The organism is Variovorax sp. EBFNA2 (assembly GCF_033802765.1).
In the GTDB taxonomy this organism is placed as follows: Bacteria; Pseudomonadota; Gammaproteobacteria; order Burkholderiales; family Burkholderiaceae_C; genus Variovorax; species Variovorax paradoxus_H.
The window spans coordinates 2,930,384-2,946,550 of record NZ_CP138496.1; the positions used below are offsets into that span (position 1 = coordinate 2,930,384).

15 protein-coding genes are annotated in these 16,167 nt (G+C 68.8%); 8 read left to right on the top strand and 7 right to left on the bottom strand.

What is annotated here, in order from left to right; all coding sequences use genetic code 11:
- Window positions 1-8 precede the first annotated feature (8 nt).
- The 3 genes from RZE79_RS13680 to RZE79_RS13690 are packed head-to-tail and all read left to right on the top strand — an operon-like array spanning window position 9 to window position 2,531.
- The gene (locus RZE79_RS13680) at window positions 9-1,076 is read left to right on the top strand and encodes a branched-chain amino acid ABC transporter permease (protein WP_319360848.1); all 1,068 of its coding nucleotides are present in this window, start codon (window positions 9-11) and stop codon (window positions 1,074-1,076) included.
- A 23-nt stretch (window positions 1,077-1,099) separates the two neighbouring features.
- Complete coding sequence (locus RZE79_RS13685; protein ID WP_319360849.1) at window positions 1,100-1,972, top strand: alpha/beta hydrolase; 873 nt, start codon at window positions 1,100-1,102, stop codon at window positions 1,970-1,972.
- Window positions 1,973-2,024: 52 nt separating this feature from the next.
- On the top strand, window positions 2,025-2,531 hold the full coding sequence (locus tag RZE79_RS13690) for a DUF1993 domain-containing protein (RefSeq protein WP_319360850.1): 507 nt from the start codon (window positions 2,025-2,027) through the stop codon (window positions 2,529-2,531).
- A gap of 6 nt (window positions 2,532-2,537) precedes the next feature.
- Here the strand turns inward: RZE79_RS13690 and RZE79_RS13695 are convergent, their stop codons facing one another.
- A complete protein-coding gene (locus RZE79_RS13695; protein WP_319360851.1) occupies window positions 2,538-3,389 on the bottom strand; it encodes a class I SAM-dependent methyltransferase in 852 nt (283 codons plus the stop codon).
- Window positions 3,386-4,423, bottom strand: a complete 1,038-nt coding sequence (hemH, locus tag RZE79_RS13700; RefSeq protein ID WP_319360852.1) for a ferrochelatase — start codon at window positions 4,421-4,423, stop codon at window positions 3,386-3,388. Before hemH ends, RZE79_RS13695 begins: the two co-directional genes overlap by 4 nt.
- Before the next feature lie 15 nt (window positions 4,424-4,438).
- On the opposite strand from hemH, the gene RZE79_RS13705 reads away from it, so the two are divergent.
- Window positions 4,439-5,170: an HAD family hydrolase gene (locus RZE79_RS13705; RefSeq protein ID WP_153284514.1), complete on the top strand. Its 732-nt coding sequence runs from the start codon at window positions 4,439-4,441 to the stop codon at window positions 5,168-5,170.
- A gap of 12 nt (window positions 5,171-5,182) precedes the next feature.
- Here the strand turns inward: RZE79_RS13705 and RZE79_RS13710 are convergent, their stop codons facing one another.
- Window positions 5,183-5,488, bottom strand: a complete 306-nt coding sequence (locus tag RZE79_RS13710) for an NIPSNAP family protein (RefSeq protein ID WP_062475864.1) — start codon at window positions 5,486-5,488, stop codon at window positions 5,183-5,185.
- Between the two features lie 120 nt (window positions 5,489-5,608).
- On the opposite strand from RZE79_RS13710, the gene RZE79_RS13715 reads away from it, so the two are divergent.
- Window positions 5,609-6,250, top strand: coding sequence for a LysE family translocator (locus RZE79_RS13715; RefSeq protein ID WP_319360853.1), 642 nt, complete (start codon window positions 5,609-5,611; stop codon window positions 6,248-6,250).
- 15 nt (window positions 6,251-6,265) lie between these two features.
- Here RZE79_RS13715 and RZE79_RS13720 read toward each other — a convergent pair whose 3' ends face one another.
- Genes RZE79_RS13720 through hpnC form a run of 4 tightly spaced genes read right to left on the bottom strand, consistent with a single transcriptional unit; the run spans window position 6,266 to window position 9,618 of the window.
- Entirely contained in the window at window positions 6,266-6,574 is a 309-nt protein-coding gene (locus RZE79_RS13720; RefSeq protein ID WP_319360854.1) for a hypothetical protein, read from the bottom strand.
- Window positions 6,571-7,836, bottom strand: a complete 1,266-nt coding sequence (gene hpnE, locus RZE79_RS13725; protein WP_319361176.1) for a hydroxysqualene dehydroxylase HpnE — start codon at window positions 7,834-7,836, stop codon at window positions 6,571-6,573. Before hpnE ends, RZE79_RS13720 begins: the two co-directional genes overlap by 4 nt.
- Window positions 7,837-7,855: 19 nt before the next feature.
- Window positions 7,856-8,695, bottom strand: coding sequence for a presqualene diphosphate synthase HpnD (gene hpnD, locus RZE79_RS13730; RefSeq protein WP_319360855.1), 840 nt, complete (start codon window positions 8,693-8,695; stop codon window positions 7,856-7,858).
- The gene (gene hpnC, locus RZE79_RS13735) at window positions 8,692-9,618 is read right to left on the bottom strand and encodes a squalene synthase HpnC (protein ID WP_373696556.1); all 927 of its coding nucleotides are present in this window, start codon (window positions 9,616-9,618) and stop codon (window positions 8,692-8,694) included. The genes hpnD and hpnC overlap by 4 nt, the downstream gene beginning before the upstream one ends.
- A gap of 166 nt (window positions 9,619-9,784) precedes the next feature.
- On the opposite strand from hpnC, the gene RZE79_RS13740 reads away from it, so the two are divergent.
- The 3 genes from RZE79_RS13740 (at window position 9,785) to RZE79_RS13750 (ending at window position 16,103) form a co-directional block, all read left to right on the top strand.
- Window positions 9,785-11,629: a potassium transporter Kup gene (locus tag RZE79_RS13740; protein ID WP_319361179.1), complete on the top strand. Its 1,845-nt coding sequence runs from the start codon at window positions 9,785-9,787 to the stop codon at window positions 11,627-11,629.
- Between the two features lie 110 nt (window positions 11,630-11,739).
- Window positions 11,740-12,942, top strand: coding sequence for an efflux RND transporter periplasmic adaptor subunit (locus RZE79_RS13745; protein WP_319360856.1), 1,203 nt, complete (start codon window positions 11,740-11,742; stop codon window positions 12,940-12,942).
- The gene (locus RZE79_RS13750; protein ID WP_319360857.1) at window positions 12,939-16,103 is read left to right on the top strand and encodes an efflux RND transporter permease subunit; all 3,165 of its coding nucleotides are present in this window, start codon (window positions 12,939-12,941) and stop codon (window positions 16,101-16,103) included. Before RZE79_RS13745 ends, RZE79_RS13750 begins: the two co-directional genes overlap by 4 nt.
- The last annotated feature ends 64 nt before the right edge of the window (window positions 16,104-16,167 follow it).

The following is a 16,167-nucleotide window of genomic DNA, read 5'->3' on the forward strand; positions in this document are numbered from 1 at the left end:
AAGCCGTCATGTTCCTGAAACGACTTCTCTCCAACGACATGCCGCGCAGTCGCCTGCTGGCGCTGCTGCTGGTGGCACTGTTCCTGGCGCTGGCCTTTGCGCCGTTCCTGTTCCCGGGCGTGAAGGCGCTCAGCGTCGCGGCCAAGATTCTGGTGTTCGTGGTGCTGGTCGCGAGCTTCGATCTGCTGCTGGGCTACACCGGCATCGTGAGCTTCGCGCACACGATGTTCTTCGGCATCGGCGCCTACGGCATCGCCATCTCGGCCTCGCGGCTCGGGCCCAACTGGGGCGCGGTGCTGGTGGGGCTGGGCGCGTCGCTCGCCATCTCGCTGGTGCTCTCGCTGGCCATCGGCTTGTTCTCGCTGCGGGTGCGCGCGATCTTCTTCGCGATGATCACGCTGGCGGTGGCCTCGGCGTTCCAGACGCTGGCCTCGCAGCTGTCGGACTTCACCGGCGGCGAAGACGGCCTGACCTTCAAGCTGCCCGAGCTGATCTCGCCGAGCTTCGAGTTCTCGGAAGAACCGTTCCTCGGCGTCTCGCTCGACGGGCGGCTGCTGTGCTACTACCTGCTGTTCGTGGCGGCGGTGGTGCTGGTGCTGGCGATGCTGCGCATCGTGAACTCGCCCTTCGGCCGCGTGCTGCAGGCCATCCGCGAGAACGAGTTCCGTGCCGAGGCCATCGGCTACCGCGTGGTGGTGTACCGCACCACGGCGGCCGTGCTGTCGGCGCTGTTCGCCACGCTGGCCGGCGCGATGCTCGCCATCTGGCTGCGCTACAACGGGCCCGACACCTCGCTGAGCTTCGAGATCATGATCGACGTGCTGCTCATCGTGGTGATCGGTGGCATGGGCACGATCTACGGCGCGGCCATCGGTGCGGTGCTGTTCGTGGTGGCGCAGAGCTACCTGCAGGACCTGCTGCGCATGGGCAGCGAAGCCGCCAGCGGGCTGCCGTGGCTCGCGGCGCTGCTGTCGCCCGACCGCTGGCTGCTGTGGCTGGGCGTGCTGTTCGTGCTGTCGGTGTATTACTTCCCGACCGGCATCGTCGGCAAGCTGCGGGCGAGGGCGGCGAAATGAATGACGGCAACAACAACAGCCCCATGACGCCGTCATCGCACTACGCCCAACTCTGCGGCCGTGAAATCCACTGGCTCGATTGGGGCACCGCCAACGCCCCCGTCGTCATCGCCTGGCACGGCCTGGCGCGCACCAGCCGCGACATGGACGAGCTGGCGCAGCACTTTGCGGCGCGCGGCTTCCGCGTGATCTGCCCCGACACGCTGGGGCGCGGCCTGAGCCAGTGGAGCCCGGCGCCCGACGACGAATACACGCTCGCGTTCTACGCGCGCCTGGCCAATGCGCTGTGCGACGAGCTGCGGCTGGGCCGCGTGCACTGGGTGGGTACGTCGATGGGCGGTGCGATCGGCACGGTCTGCGCGTCGGGCCTGTTCGAGCCGCGCATGAAGGCGCGCATCGCCAGCCTCACGCTCAACGACAACGCACCGCAGCTCGCGCAGGCCGCCATCGAGCGCATCCGCGCCTATGCCGGCGACCCGCCGGCCTTCGACACGGTCGCCGAGCTCGAGGCTTTTTTCCGCACCGTCTACAAGCCCTACGGCTGGCTCAGCGATGCGCAGTGGCGCCGGCTGACCGAGAGCTCCACACGCCGCCTGGCCGACGGCCGCGTCACGCCGCACTACGACCCGGCGATGGTCCGGCAGTTCAGCGCGCACGACAACGACTACCTGATCTGGCCGCACTACGACGTGATCGAGGCGCCGGTGCTGTGCCTGCGCGGCGCCGAGTCCGACCTGGTGCTGCCCGAGGTGATCGACGAGATGCACCGGCGCGGGCCGGGCGCGGCCGGGCGCCTGCAGGTGATCGAGGTGCAGGGGTGCGGTCACGCGCCCGCGCTCAACGTGGCGGAACAACTGGACCCGATCGAAGGGTTTATTCGCGCGGCCGGTCGTTGAAGGCACGGCCGGATCACAATCCGGCCGACTTCAACTCCAAGACCACCTCGCCATGGCCCTCTCGATGTACGACCTGTCCGTGCCGGTTTTCACCCGCGGACTCGGCCAACTCACTCACCTGCTGAACAAGGGCCTCGCGCACGCGACGGCCCAGGGCATCGATCCGGCGACGCTGGTCGACGCGCGCCTCGCGCCCGACATGCTCACGCTGGCCGGCCAGATCCAGCGCGCGAGCGACGCCTCGAAGCTGGGCACGGCGCGCATCGCCGGCATCACCGCCCCGAGCTTTCCCGACGAGGAAAAGACCTGGGACGACCTGCTGGCGCGCATCGCGAAGACGCAGGATTTTTTGGCGACCGTGGACCGCGCGCTCATCGACGGCCAGGAAGAACGCCCCGTGACCATCAAGGCGCGCGAAGGCGAGGCGCACTTCACCGCGCAGCGCTACCTGCTGCAGTTCGCACTGCCGAACTTCTTCTTCCACGTGACCACCGCCTACGACGTGCTGCGCCACAAGGGCGTGCCCGTCGGCAAGATGGATTACCTCGGCCGCTTCTGAGCCCGTTCAGGCGCGGCGTGCCGCCAGCGCGTACATCAGCGGAATGCGCGGCATGCCTTCGGGCGGGGCCATGCGCCGTCCGCCCATGTCACGCATGCCCTCGAAGGGCTTCCAGCCGTTGGTATACGGGTACTCCTCGACGCGCTCGATGGCCAGGCCCGCCTGCGCGAGCGCGGTCGTCACCTGGCCCACGCCCCAGGTGAACTCGAAGCTGGGGTGCGGGTTGCGAAAGCCTTGAACGCCGGGCATCGGCCGGTCGTCGGGCACAAGGCCGTCGCCCGATTCGGCCACGTAGTCGCCTACGCCTTCCTCGGGCACGGGTGCGTCGTTGAAGTAGTCGTAGCGGAACCTCCACTGCGGATCGAACACCAGCGCGAACGGGTGGAACTCGACGATCACGAAGCGACCGCCGGGTTTGAGTAACTGCGCTACGCCGCGCGCCCACGCGCCGAGGTCGGACAGCCAGCACAGCGTGCCGTACGAACAGAACACGAGGTCGTGGCGCTCGCCGCGTGCGGCGGCGGCCTCGAAGTAGTCGTAGACGTCCGCACGCTCGAAGCGCGCCGCAACGCCTGACTCGGCCGAGAGCCGGGTGGCGAAGTCGATGGCTTCGTCGGAGATGTCGACGCCGGTCACGCGTGCACCGCGGCGCGCGATGCTCAGGCTGTCTTGCCCCGCGTTGCATTGCAGATGCAGCACCGAGAGGCCGTTCACGTCGCCGAGCAGGGCGCTTTCCTCGGGGAACAGCGTGGAGCCGCCCGCGCGGAAGAAGGCGGCCTGGTCGCCCTTGTGGCTGTTGTGCGCGACCGTGGCCGCGTTCCACGACTGGCGGTTGGCTTCGTGCAGGTCTTTCTTCATGAAGTGGTGTCTGGTCGCGTCGGCCAGCCAGCCAGGTTGCGTTCGGCGATGCCCGCGAGCGCGGTGATCCACACCGGGCTGTCGTTCAGGCAGGGGATGTAGCCGAAGCGTTCACCGCCTGCGTGCAGGAAGGCTTCGCGGCCTTCCATGGCGATCTCTTCGAGCGTTTCGAGGCAGTCGGCCGGAAAACCCGGGCACACCACGTCGACGTGCTTCACGCCGCTGGCGCCGAGTTCGCGCAGGGTCGGTTCGGTGTAGGGCTCCAGCCACTTGGCGCGGCCGAAGCGCGACTGGAAGGTCGTGCGGTACTGCGTGGACGCCAGGCCCAGCCGCGCCGCGAGCAGGCGCGCGGTCTCGAGGCACTGCGCCTCGTAGGGATCGCCGAGCGCGATGTTGCGCGCGGGAATGCCGTGGAAGCTCATCACCAGCAGCTCGCCACGGCCCTCGGTCTTCCAGTGCTTTTCGATGCCCTGGGCCAGGGCATCGATGTAGGCGGGATCGTTGTGGTACTGGTTGACGAAGCGGAATTCGGGAATGCGGCGTTGCTTGCGGCTCCAGTCGTTCACCGCGTCGATCACGCTCGCGGTGGTCGTGGCCGAGTACTGCGGATAGGCCTGCAGCACCAGCACGCGCGTGGCGCCCTCGGCCTGCAGTGCGTCGAGCCGCGAGGCGATCGACGGGTTGGCGTAGCGCATCGCGTCGCGCACCGTCACGCGGTGGCCGCGTTCGCCGAGCAAGCCGGCCAGCAAGGTGGCCTGCTTCTGCGTCCAGACCTTGAGCGGCGAGCCCTCGGGCAGCCAGATGCTCGCGTACTTCGCAGCCGACTTCGCGGGCCGCGTGCGCAGGATGATGCCGTGCAGGATCAACGCCCACAGCACCCTGGGAATCTCGACCACGCGCGGGTCGCCCAGAAATTCGGCGAGGTAGGGGCGCACCGCGGCGGCGGTGGGCGCGTCGGGCGAGCCGAGGTTGCACCAGAGCACGGCGGTGCGGTCGTTGCTGCTGTTCTTGCTGTCTGGGGGCGTGAGAGGCATGCGATATTCTCGGGCATGACTTCCGCTTCCCCGGCGCCCGGCGGCGCCACGCCGCTCGACATCTCACGCATTTCGGCGATCACGCTCGACCTCGACGACACGCTGTGGCCGATCTGGCCGACCATCGAACGCGCCGAGCGCGTGCTGCACGAATGGCTGCTGCGCGAGGCACCCAAGACGGCCTCGCTGCTGCTCACGCCGGGCGTGCTGCGCGAGCTGCGCGAAGCCACCGCCAAGGAGCGTTCCGATCTTGCGCACGACCTGAGCGCGCTGCGCCGCGAGTCGATCCGCACGGCGCTCACGCGCGCGGGCGAAGACCCGGCGCTGGCCGACCCGGCCTTCGATGCCTTCTTCGAAGAGCGCCAGCGCGTCACGCTGTACGACGACGCGCTGCCGGCGCTCAAGTGGCTCAGCGAGCGCTACCCGCTGGTGGCGGTGTCGAACGGCAATGCCGACATCCACAAGACCGGCGTCGGCCGGTGGTTCCGCACCGCCTTCAATGCGCGCGCCTTCGGCAGCGGCAAGCCGCACGCGCCGATCTTCCGCGCCGCGGCGGCCTCGGTCGGCCTGCTCCCGAAAGACGTGCTGCACGTGGGCGACGATGCCGCGCTCGATGTGGTGGGCGCGCTCAACGCCGGCATGCAGGCCGCATGGCTGGTGCGCGACGAGCGCCCGTGGGAGCACGGCGCGCGCCCGCAGCTGATCGTGCCCAACCTGCACGCGCTGTGCATCGCGCTGGGCGCCTGAACTTTCTTCGGGTCAGCGGAACACCGGGCGGAAGAAGCTGCGTTCGTAGCTGACGATGCAGCGGGTTTCTTCGGCGTAGCGGAAGGCGGCCTGGCAGTCGGCGTCCTGCATCGAGTCGGCCCGGTAGGTTTCGTAGGCGGCCAGGCTCGGGAAGCTGAACATCGCCAGCGCGACGTTGTTCGCGCCTTCTGACGGCAGGAAGTAGCCGTGGTGCTGGCCGCCGAACTTCTCGACCAGTGGAATCCAGAGCTTGCCGTAGTGCTCGAATTCCTTGAGCTTGAACGGATCGACGATGTAGCGCAGGTAGCAGGTGATCATGGGTGACGGGGGTCTAGGGACTATCGGCACGGCCTCAGCGGCACGCGGCTGCCCGGACTATAGTTTTGCGGCTGCCTCCTTTCACTGCTTTCTTCATCGCGTCCGCGCGAATTTCCTCCCATGCATCTCTCCACCTGGCTCCTCTTTTGCGGCGTGACCCTGCTCGTCGCCTTCACGCCCGGCCCGGCCGTGCTGCTCGCGGTCTCCAACGCCATCACCGTCGGCCCGCGCCGCGCGATGATCAGTTCGCTGGGCAACGCCTGCGGGCTCTTCCTGGTGTCGGCCGCCGCGATGGGCGGGCTGGGCGTGGTGCTCAACACCTCGGCCACGGCCTTCATGGTGCTGAAGGTGGCGGGTGCGGGCTACCTCGTGTACCTGGGCATCCGGCAGTGGCGCAGCCGCACGAGCGTGTTCGCCGAGCTGCAGCCTTCGGGTGCACCGGCGCCTTCGCGCTCTGCACGGCGGCTGTTCGGGCATGGCGTGACGGTGGCGCTGACCAACCCCAAGGGCATCCTGTTCTTCTCGGCGCTGTTCCCGCAGTTCCTCACGCACGACGCGCCGATCCTCACGCAGTTCGCTGTGCTCACCACGACCTTCGCGGTCGGCTCGGTGGTGGCGCATGGGTCGTACGTGGTGCTGGCGCGCCTGCTGAAGAAGCAGTTCGCGAACCCGAAGCGCGCGAAGCTCTTCAACCGCGTGTCGGGCGGCGCCTTCGTGCTGCTGGGGTTGAGCCTGCTGCGGCTGCGCAACAAGACGGCCTGAGTCGGCCCTGGCTTTTCAGTCGAGCCCGAAGCGCTCGCGCAGCGCCGCGCAGAAGTCGGCGGTGCCGCTGAGCGAGAGCGTGAGGGTGTCCAGGCGCGGGTTGTCTTCGCGCGTGCGCTGCACGTCGCAGTCCCACATCGCGCCTTCGTCGAGGGCGCCGCGCGCGCCCGGAAAGGTGGCGTCGGCCCAGGCGAGCACCAGCGCGATCTCGGCTTCCACCTCGGGCGTGCGCTCGGGCGGGGTCGAGGCCATGGCGTCGAAGGTGCCGTGGTCTTCGGTGTCTTCGCTGTAGTCGAAATCGAGGTAGCGCAGGGTCGTGGTCATGGGGTGGCAAGCGAGCGCGCGACGGCCAGTCCGTTGAGGACGGCGCCTTCGAGCGTGGCGGGATAGGGGCCTTCGGTGTAGTCGCCGCAGGCCAGCAGCCCCGGCGCAATGATGGCCGGCGGGCGGGCCAGGCCGGGCGTGCAGGCGAAGGTGGCGCGTTTCTCGACCACGGTCTGGATCGGCGTCAGCCCCGGTTGCCCGAGCTGCGTGCCGGCTTGGGCGAGGACCTGTTTTTCGAGCGTCTCGCGCGGCGTTTCGTTGGCGCTCACGACAAAGGCGAGCACGCCTTCTGGTCCGCCGAGCTGGCCGCGATCGAACACGAACTGGGCCGGTGCGCTGCCCGGCTGGCTGCGCAGCGCGAGCATCGGTTCGGCCAGTGGCGCGGCGCCGCGCACGTAGACCGTGGCAATCGCCTCGAAGCGCAGCGATTCGGTGACGTTGCACCAGCGCGATGCCGCGGGCAGGCCGGTGGCACGCGCGAGTCGCGCGGCGTCCCAGGGCGCGCCCGCGAGCACGGCCTGGTCGAAGACTTCGTCATCGACGCGCCACTGGTCACCTTCGGGCGCGATGGCGCGCACGCGGTGGCCGATGCGCGTGGTGGCGCCATGCTGGGCAAGCCACGCCAGCGCGGCGTCGGGCAGCAGGGCGCCGAGGTCGACGCGCGGCAGCAGCAGGTCGGCACCGCCGCGCCCGCTGAACAGCGCGTCGTGCAGCACGCGCAGGAACACCTGGCCGCTCGACTGCGACACGGGTGTGTTGAGCGCCGAGACGCACAGCGGCTCGATCAGCTCCTGCATGACGCGCGGCGTGAGCCCGGTGCAGAGCGTGGCCACGCTGGTGCCGGGCGCGCAGCGAAAGCCCGCGAGGCGCCAGCGCACGGCGGTGGACAGCAGCGCGGCCTTGTCGCGCCAACTCCAGCCGCGCGCGGTGAAGATGCCGATCAGTAGGTCGAGCGGCGGCGGCCGGCCCGCGGGCAGCTGCAGCCCGCCGCCGTCGGCAAAGCGCAGCGAGAGCGGCAGGCGCTGCAGCACGGTGTCGACATCCACGCCCACGTCGCGCATGAGCGCCAGCGTGGCGGTGTAGGCGCCGATCAGGATGTGCTGGCCGTTGTCCAGCGCCATGCCGTGCATGTGATCGACGCGCCGCGCGCGCCCGCCGGCCATCGGCGCGGCTTCGAACAGGGTGACGGCGTGGCCGAGGCGCGTGGCCTCGACGGCGCAGGCGAGGCCGGCCCAGCCGGCGCCGATGACGGCGAGCCTCATCGGCACGAAGGGTGGGGCGTCATATACGGCCCAGGGCCTGGACTTTCCAGGCCAGCCAGAGCTTGCGCACGGGCGTCAGGCTGACGCGCTGGTTCAGCACCTGGAAGTCGTCGCGCTCGATCTCGCGCAGCAGCGTGCGGTAGATGCTGGCCATCATGAGGCCGGGCTTCTGGGCGCGGCGGTCGGCCAGCGGGAGCATGCCCAGTGCCTCGTCGTAGGCGGCGTGCGCGCGCTGGGCCTGGAACTTCATGAGCGCGACAAAGCGGTCGGAGTGGATGCGGTTGAGGATCTCGTGCGCCTTCACGTCGAACTGCTGCAGTTCGTTGACCGGCAGGTAGATGCGGCCGCGCAGCGCGTCTTCGCCGACGTCGCGCAGGATGTTGGTGAGCTGCAGCGCCAGGCCGAGCTTGTGGGCGTAGGCGGTGGTCTGCGGATCGGTCTGGCCGAAGATGCGCGCCGCGACTTCACCGACCACGCCGGCCACGAGGTGGCAGTAGCGTGCGAGGCCGGGAAAGTCGAGATACCGGGTCTGGTCCAGGTCCATCTGGCAGCCGTCGATCACCTCGTGGAGCTGGCGCGCCTCGATGCCGTAGGCCGCGGCATGCGGCATGAGCGCCTGCATGACCGGGTGGCGCGGCGTGCCGGCAAAGGCCTGGGCGACTTCCGTGCGCCACCAGGCGAGCTTGGTGGCGGCCACGCCGGGGTCGGAAACCTCGTCGACCACGTCGTCGACCTCGCGGCAGAAGGCATAAAAAGCCGTGATCGCGGCGCGCCGCGGCTTGGGCAGGAACAGGAAGGCGTAATAGAAACTGCTGCCCGAAGCGGCGGCCTTGTCTTGCACGTATTGCTCGGGATTCATCGGGGAGGCGCTGCTTTCATGGGGCGTGATTGTCTCCGCATCCGCCATGCCTTCCAGAGCAGCAGGGGCGCATCGGCCTTGCCGACGGTGGGGCGCTGCGTGAAGGTGTCGAAGCCCAGGTCCTCGATCTTGTCGAGGATGCGCAGGCCGCCTTGCACGACAAGGCGCAGCTCCCAGCCCACGCGGCCCGGCAGGCGGTGCACGAGCGGGGCGCCTTCGGTCATGAGCTCGCGCGCCCAGAAGGCCACCACGGCGATCAGGTTGATCGCTTCCTGCGGCGGCGGTGCCGGCGACAGCGGTTCAAAGACCTTGAAATGCTCGGACGTCAGGCCGCGCCGCGCGCAGTCGGTACGCGGAAAGTAGAAGCGCCCGCGCGGCAGGTCGACGCTCGGGTCCTGCCAGAAGTTGATGAGTTGCAGCGCGCTGCAGATCGCGTCGCTTTGGGCCAGCGCCTGTGCATCGGTCACGCCGTACAGGTGCAGCAGCAGCCGGCCGACCGGGTTGGCGGAGCGGCGGCAGTAGTCGAGCAGCTCGGCTCGGTCGGCATAGGTGCCGCGGTCGCGGGTCTTCTCGATGTCCTGCATGAAGGCGCTGAGCAGGTCGGCGAGCAGGTCTTCGGGCAGGTGGTACTCGGTGATGGCCCCGGCCAGCGGGCCGAACACATGGGGCCAGCGCGAGTCGGGCAGTGCTTCGCCGCGCGCGGCGGCGGCCAGTTCCCCGCGGTAGGCGCGCAGCTCGGCCAGGCGCGCGTCGGGCGAGGCGTCGCCTTCGTCGGCGATGTCGTCGGCGGTGCGCGCAAAGTGGTAGATCGCGGCAATCGGCGGGCGCAGGTGCGGCGGGCACAGCCACGAGGCCACGGGAAAGTTTTCGTAATGGGCCGGCGCGGCGGCATGACGGGGATTGGCGGGGGGAGTGGCGGACACGCCACGATTGTCCGCGACGTCATGTCCGGGCACTATGCTGGCGGCGTCGCCACTTTCCATCTCTCTTTCGCCCATGACGATGAAAGCAACTGCCGCGGCTTCCGGGACTTCCGGGATTTCGCCTTCCGCTTCGGGCGACACCGCACATCCGGCCGGGCCGGGGCTGATGATCGCGGCGCTGGGCGTCGTCTTCGGCGACATCGGCACCTCGCCGCTGTATGCCTTCAAGGAGACGATGAACCCCGAGCACGGCGTGCCGTTCTCGCCCGACGCGGTGCTGGGCCTGCTTTCGCTGATCTTCTGGGGCCTGATGTTCGTGGTGACGCTCAAGTACGTGGTGTTCGTGCTGCGCGCGGACCACGACGGCGAGGGCGGCATCCTGGCGTTGCAGGCATTGGCGCGCAACGCGGTCGCGGGCTCGAAGACCCGGCCCTGGGTGTGGCGCGGGATCGGGCTGCTGGGCCTGGTGGGCGCGGCCATGTTCTATGGCGACAGCCTGATCACGCCGGCGATCTCGGTGCTGTCGGCGGTCGAGGGCCTGGAGGTGCAGGCGCCGGTGCTGCAGCGCGCGGTGATTCCGATCACGGTGGCCATCCTCATCGGGCTGTTCATGGTGCAGAAGAAGGGCACAGGCGTGGTCGGCAAGATCTTCGGGCCGGTGATGCTGCTGTGGTTCCTGGTGCTGGGCCTGTCCGGTCTCTGGCAGGTGCTGCAGCAGCCGCAGGTGCTGGCGGCGCTCGACCCGCGCCGGGCGGTGGGCTTTCTGGTCGAGCACCGGGCGCAGTCGCTGGCGGTGCTGGGCGCGGTGTTCCTGGCGTTCACGGGCGGCGAGGCGCTGTATGCCGACATGGGGCACTTCGGCGCCCGGCCGATCCGGCTGGCGTGGATATTCATCGCGCTGCCGGGGCTGGTGCTCAACTACTTCGGGCAGGGCGCGCTGGTGCTGGGCAACCCGGCGGCCATCGACAACCCGTTCTTCCGGCTCTTTCCGTCCTGGGGCGTGCTGCCGATGGTGGTGCTGGCCGCGATGGCGACGGTGATTGCGTCGCAGGCGGTGATCTCGGGCGCCTTCTCGCTCACTGCGCAGGCGATGCGCATGGGCTACCTGCCGCGCATGCGCGTGGTGCAGACCTCGGGCACGGCCATCGGGCAGATCTACGTGCCAGCAGTCAATTGGCTGCTGATGGTCGGCGTGCTGCTGCTGGTGTTGGGCTTCCGCAGCTCGGGGGCGCTGTCGGCGGCGTATGGCATCGCGGTGTCGATCACGATGGTGACCACCACGCTGCTGGCTGGTGTCGTCGCCTGGGGCCTGTGGCGCCGGAACAGGGTGGCGGTGGTGGTCGGCGTGCTGGCCTTCGCGGTCGTCGACCTGACCTTCGTGGTGTCCAACAGCCTGAAGGTGGCCGAGGGCGGCCGGCTCACGCTGGCGGTGGCGGCCGGGGTGATGGTGCTCTTCACCACCTGGGCCAAGGGCCGGCGCCTGGGCCTGGAAGCGGCGGCGGCCGACAGCCTGCCGCTGCGGCCCTTCGTCGAGTCGCTGGCGCGCCACCTGCCGCACCGGGTGAGCGGCACGGCGGTGTTCCTGAACCCCGACGCCACGGCGGTGCCGCACGCGCTGCTGCACAACCTGAAGCACAACCAGGTGCTGCACGAGCAGGTGATCGTGCTGCGCGTGCTCTCGTGCGACACGCCGCGCGTGGACGCGCGCCTGCGCATCGAGGCCGATCAGCTCATGGACGGCATCTGGGTGGTCACCGCGCGGCACGGCTTCATGGAACGGCCCGACGTGCCCGAGTTCATCCGCATCCTGGCCTACCAGAAGACCCTGGCCATCGATTCGATGAAGACCTCGTACTTTGTCTCCCGCGCCTCGGTGGGCGAGGAGAACCTGCCGGGCATGAACCCGGTGCGACGGGTGCTGTTCGGCTGGCTGCAGCGCAACGCGGGCCGGGCATCCGATTACTTCGAGCTTCCCGACAACCGGCTGGTCGAAATGGGGCAGAGAACGTAGCGCAACATTTGCTCAACTGACCCGCGGGTCATTGACACTGTTTAACGTTTACCCTAGATTACTAACCGGTGGGTCATTAATGACCCGGTTCCTCTCTTCTTGGGTGTCTCATGACCGCCTCCGCCGCCTCACTCCGTGCCCGCAGCGCCGCCTGGCTGCTGCTTCCCGCCATATTTTTGGCCGGCTGTTCGCCGAAACCACCTGCCCCCGAGCCCGTGAGGGCGGTCAAGTTCGTGACCGTCGGCACCAGCGACTACGACGCCCAGCCCGAGTTCTCGGCCGAGGTGCGGGCCCGGGTTGAATCGCGCCTGGGCTTCCGCGTCGCCGGAAAAATCACCAAGCGCCAGGCCGAACTCGGCCAGCACGTGCAAGCCGGCCAGGTGCTGGCGCAGCTCGATCCGCAGGACTACCGCCTGGCTGCCGACGCCGCCCGCGCCCAGCAGGCCGCCGCGCAGACCAACCGCGACCTCGCAGCTGCCGACCTGAAGCGCTACACCGAACTGCGTTCGCAGAACTTCATCAGCGGCGCCGAACTGGAGCGCCGCGAAACCACCTGGAAGGCCGCGCAGGCGCAGCTCGAACAGGCGCAGGCGCAACTGGCCTCGCAGGGCAACCAGGCCAGCTACACGACGCTGGTGGCCGACGTGGCGGGCGTCATCACTGCCATCGAGGCCGAGCCGGGCCAGGTCGTGCAGGCCGGTACGCCGGTCGTGCGCATCGCCCAGGACGGCGCGCGCGACGTGGTGTTCGCGGTGCCTGAAGACCGCGCCGCGCTGATCAAGCCCGGCTCGCCGGTCGCGGTGCGCGGCTGGTCCGGCGGCGAGGTGCTGCAAGGCAAGGTGCGCGAGGTGGCGGCCAGTGCCGATGCGGTCACGCGCACTTATTCGGTCAAGGTGTCGATCGACGCGGCCACATCGCCGGCGCTTGGCGCCACGGTCTACGCAAGGCCGCAGGCCCTGGCGCGCACCGATGTCGCGGTGATCAAGCTGCCGACCAGCGCGCTGCGCCAGGAAGGCAAGGGCTCCGCGGTCTGGGTGCTCGACAAGGACAGCATGACCGTGCGCTCGCAGCCGGTGCAGGTGGTCACGGCCGACGGCAATGAAGCGGTGATCGGTTCGGGCCTGGTGCCCGGCGCGATGGTCGTGGCCGCGGGCGTGCATGTGCTGTCGCCGGGGCAGAAGGTCACCGTCTACCAGTCGAAGGAGGCCATGGCGGCCGCCGCCAACGGCAAGCAACAGACACAGGCGCAGCAGCAGGCCGTCGAGGCCGTGGCCGCGACGAAGAAGGAGATCGCAACGGGTGCCGCCAAATGACGGAAGGCCCTGCGACCCCCACGAACCCTGAAACTCCCGGACACAAACCCGCCGGCTTCAATCTTTCCAAATGGGCGCTGGACCACGCGCCGCTCACGCGCTACCTGATGGTGGTGCTGATGGTGCTGGGCGCGTTTGCGTACTTCCAGCTCGGCCAAGACGAAGACCCGCCGTTCACCTTCCGCGCGATGGTCGTGCGCACCTACTGGCCCGGCGCGACCGCGCAGCAGGTGGCCGAGCAGGTCACCGACAAGCTGGAGCGCACGCTGCAGGAAGCGCCGTACGCCGACAAGATCCGCAGCTACTCCAAGCCCGGCGAGTCGCAGATCATTTTCCAGATCAAGGATTCGTCGAAGGCCGCCGAGGTGGCCAACGTCTGGTACACGGTGCGCAAGAAGATCGGCGACATGCGCGGCACCTTGCCCGCGGGTGTACAGGGGCCGTTCTTCAATGACGATTTCGGCGACGTCTACGGCGTGATCTACGCGCTGGAGAGCGAAGGCTTCAGCTACGCCGAGCTCAAGACGCTGGCCGACGACGTGCGCCAGCAATTGCTGCGCGTGAAGGACGTCGCCAAGGTCGACCAGTTCGGCGTGCAGGACGAAAAAGTCTTCATCGAGATCTCGCAGAAGCGCCTGGCGCAGCTGGGGCTCGACTTCAACGCCGTGCTCGCGCAGCTCGGCTCGCAGAACGCGGTCGAAAGCGCCGGCACGATCCAGTCGCCGCTGGACGTGGTGCAGGTGCGCGTGGGCGGCCAGTTCACCAGCGTCGAGCAGCTGCGCGAGATGCCGATCCGCGGCAGCTCGGGCAACCAGATCAAGCTCGGCGACATCGCCGAGATCCGCCGCGGGTACGTCGATCCGCCGGCCGTCAAGGTGCACCACCAGGGCAAGGAAGTGATCGCGCTCGGCGTGTCGATGGCCAAGGGCGGCGACATCATTGCCCTGGGCAAGGCGCTGAAGGCCACCACCGCGACTATCGACCAGCGCCTGCCGGCCGGCGTGAAGCTGGCGCAGGTGCAGGACCAGCCGGTGTCGGTGGCCAGCTCGGTCAACGAATTCGTCGGCGTGCTCATCGAGGCCGTGGCCATCGTGCTGGCCGTGAGCATCATCGCGCTCGGCCTGCACAAGGGCGGGCGCTTCGGCTGGTACATCGACATGCGCCCGGGGCTGGTGGTGGCGATCACCATTCCGCTGGTGCTGGCCGTGACCTTCCTGGCCATGAACTACTTCGGCATCGGGCTGCACAAGATATCGCTGGGGTCGCTGATCATCGCGCTGGGCCTGCTGGTCGACGACGCGATCATCGCGGTCGAGATGATGGTGCGGAAGATGGAAGAGGGCTACGACAAGGTCCGCGCCGCCACCTTCGCCTACGACGTGACGGCCAAGCCGATGCTCACGGGCACGCTCATCACGGCGGCAGGCTTTTTGCCGATCGGCATCGCCAAGTCGGTGACGGGCGAGTACACCTTCGCGATCTTCGCGGTGACGGTGATTGCGCTGGTGCTGTCGTGGATCGTGTCGGTGTACTTCGTGCCGTATCTGGGCACGCTGCTGCTCAAGGTGAAGCCGCACGACCCCGACGCGCCGCCGCACGAGCTGTTCGACACGCCGTTCTACAACGGCTTCCGCCGCGCGGTGAACTGGTGCGTGCAGCACCGCTGGCTGACCATCGGCGCGACCGTGCTGATCTTTGCGCTCGGCATCTTCGGCATGGGCAAGGTGCAGCAGCAGTTCTTCCCCGATTCGAGCCGGCCCGAGATCATGGTGGACCTCTGGTTCCCCGAGGGCACGTCGTTCGCCGCGAATGAAGAGGTGGCCAGGCGCGTCGAACAGCGCGTGATGAAGGAAGAGGGCGTGAAGACCGTCAGCACCTGGATCGGCTCCGGCGTGCCGCGCTTCTACCTGCCGCTGGACCAGGTCTTTCCGCAGACCAACGTGTCGCAGCTCATCGTGCTGGCCCAGGACCTGAAGGTGCGCGAGCGCCTGCGCCTGCGCCTTCCCGCGGTGCTCGCCGAAGAGTTTCCCGAGGTGCGCGGCCGCGTCAAGTTGCTGCCCAACGGCCCTCCGGTGCCGTATCCGGTGCAGTTCCGCGTGGTCGGCACCGAGCCCGGCCAGCTGCGCGCGCGCGCCGACGAGGTGAAGGCCGTGCTGCGCGAGAACACGAACCTCATCGGCGTGAACGACAACTGGAACGAGTCGGTGAAGGTGATCCGCCTCGAGATCGACCAGGCCAAGGCGCGTGCGCTCGGCGTGACCAGCCAGGCCATCGCGCAAGCATCGCGCACGATGTTCAGCGGCACCACGGTCGGCCAGTACCGCGAGAACGACCTGCTGATCGACATCGTGCTGCGCCAGTCGGCCGACGAGCGCGAGGCGATCTCGGACATCGGCAACGCCTACATCCCGACGACCACGGGCCGTTCGATTCCGCTCACGCAGATCGCCCGACCGGTGTTCACCTGGGAGCCCGGCGTGATGTGGCGCGAGAACCGCGACTACGCCATCACCGTGCAGGGCGACGTGGTGGAAGGCCTGCAGGGCGCCACCGTGACCGAGCAACTGCTGCCGCAACTGCGCAAGCTCGAGGCCGGCTGGCATGCGGCCGGGCAGGGCGGCTACCGCATCGAGGTGGCGGGCGCGGTCGAGGAAAGCAGCAAGGGCTCGGCCTCCATCGTGGCGGGCGTGCCGATCATGCTGTTCCTGGTGTTCACGCTGCTGATGCTGCAGCTGCACAGCTTCAGCCGTTCGCTGCTGGTGTTCATCACCGGCCCGATGGGCATCGCCGGCGTGGCCGCCGCGCTGCTGCTGCTGAACCGGCCGTTCGGCTTCGTCGCGCTGCTTGGCGTGATCGCGCTGATGGGCATGATCCAGCGCAACGCCGTGATCCTGATCGACCAGATCGAGAGCGACCGCGCGGCCGGCGTGCCGGCCTGGGACGCGATCGTCGAGTCGGCCGTGCGGCGCTTGCGCCCCATCGTGCTGACCGCTGCGGCGGCCGTGCTGGCGATGATTCCGTTGTCGCGCAGCGTGTTCTGGGGGCCGATGGCCGTGGCCATCATGGGCGGGCTGATCGTCGCCACCGTGCTGACGCTGCTGGCGCTGCCGGCGATGTATGCCGCGGCCTTCCGCATCAAGCGGGAGCCGCAAGCGGCCTGAAAAAGCGCTTTTCACGGGCCGTTTTCGCGCGGTCCGTAGCCCTTGCGCGAGAGTGGGTGAAATC

Excerpts from the sequence above, each read along its gene's own strand:
- RZE79_RS13680 (WP_319360848.1), top strand. The coding sequence starts at position 9 with ATGTTCCTGAAACGACTTCTCTCCAACGACATGCCGCGCAGTCGCCTG.
- RZE79_RS13685 (WP_319360849.1), top strand. The coding sequence starts at position 1,100 with ATGACGCCGTCATCGCACTACGCCCAACTCTGCGGCCGTGAAATCCAC.
- RZE79_RS13690 (WP_319360850.1), top strand. The coding sequence starts at position 2,025 with ATGGCCCTCTCGATGTACGACCTGTCCGTGCCGGTTTTCACCCGCGGA.
- RZE79_RS13695 (WP_319360851.1), bottom strand. The coding sequence starts at position 3,389 with ATGAAGAAAGACCTGCACGAAGCCAACCGCCAGTCGTGGAACGCGGCC.
- hemH (WP_319360852.1), bottom strand. The coding sequence starts at position 4,423 with ATGCCTCTCACGCCCCCAGACAGCAAGAACAGCAGCAACGACCGCACC.
- RZE79_RS13705 (WP_153284514.1), top strand. The coding sequence starts at position 4,439 with ATGACTTCCGCTTCCCCGGCGCCCGGCGGCGCCACGCCGCTCGACATC.
- RZE79_RS13710 (WP_062475864.1), bottom strand. The coding sequence starts at position 5,488 with ATGATCACCTGCTACCTGCGCTACATCGTCGATCCGTTCAAGCTCAAG.
- RZE79_RS13715 (WP_319360853.1), top strand. The coding sequence starts at position 5,609 with ATGCATCTCTCCACCTGGCTCCTCTTTTGCGGCGTGACCCTGCTCGTC.
- RZE79_RS13720 (WP_319360854.1), bottom strand. The coding sequence starts at position 6,574 with ATGACCACGACCCTGCGCTACCTCGATTTCGACTACAGCGAAGACACC.
- hpnE (WP_319361176.1), bottom strand. The coding sequence starts at position 7,836 with ATGAGGCTCGCCGTCATCGGCGCCGGCTGGGCCGGCCTCGCCTGCGCC.
- hpnD (WP_319360855.1), bottom strand. The coding sequence starts at position 8,695 with ATGAATCCCGAGCAATACGTGCAAGACAAGGCCGCCGCTTCGGGCAGC.
- RZE79_RS13740 (WP_319361179.1), top strand. The coding sequence starts at position 9,785 with ATGATCGCGGCGCTGGGCGTCGTCTTCGGCGACATCGGCACCTCGCCG.
- RZE79_RS13745 (WP_319360856.1), top strand. The coding sequence starts at position 11,740 with ATGACCGCCTCCGCCGCCTCACTCCGTGCCCGCAGCGCCGCCTGGCTG.
- RZE79_RS13750 (WP_319360857.1), top strand. The coding sequence starts at position 12,939 with ATGACGGAAGGCCCTGCGACCCCCACGAACCCTGAAACTCCCGGACAC.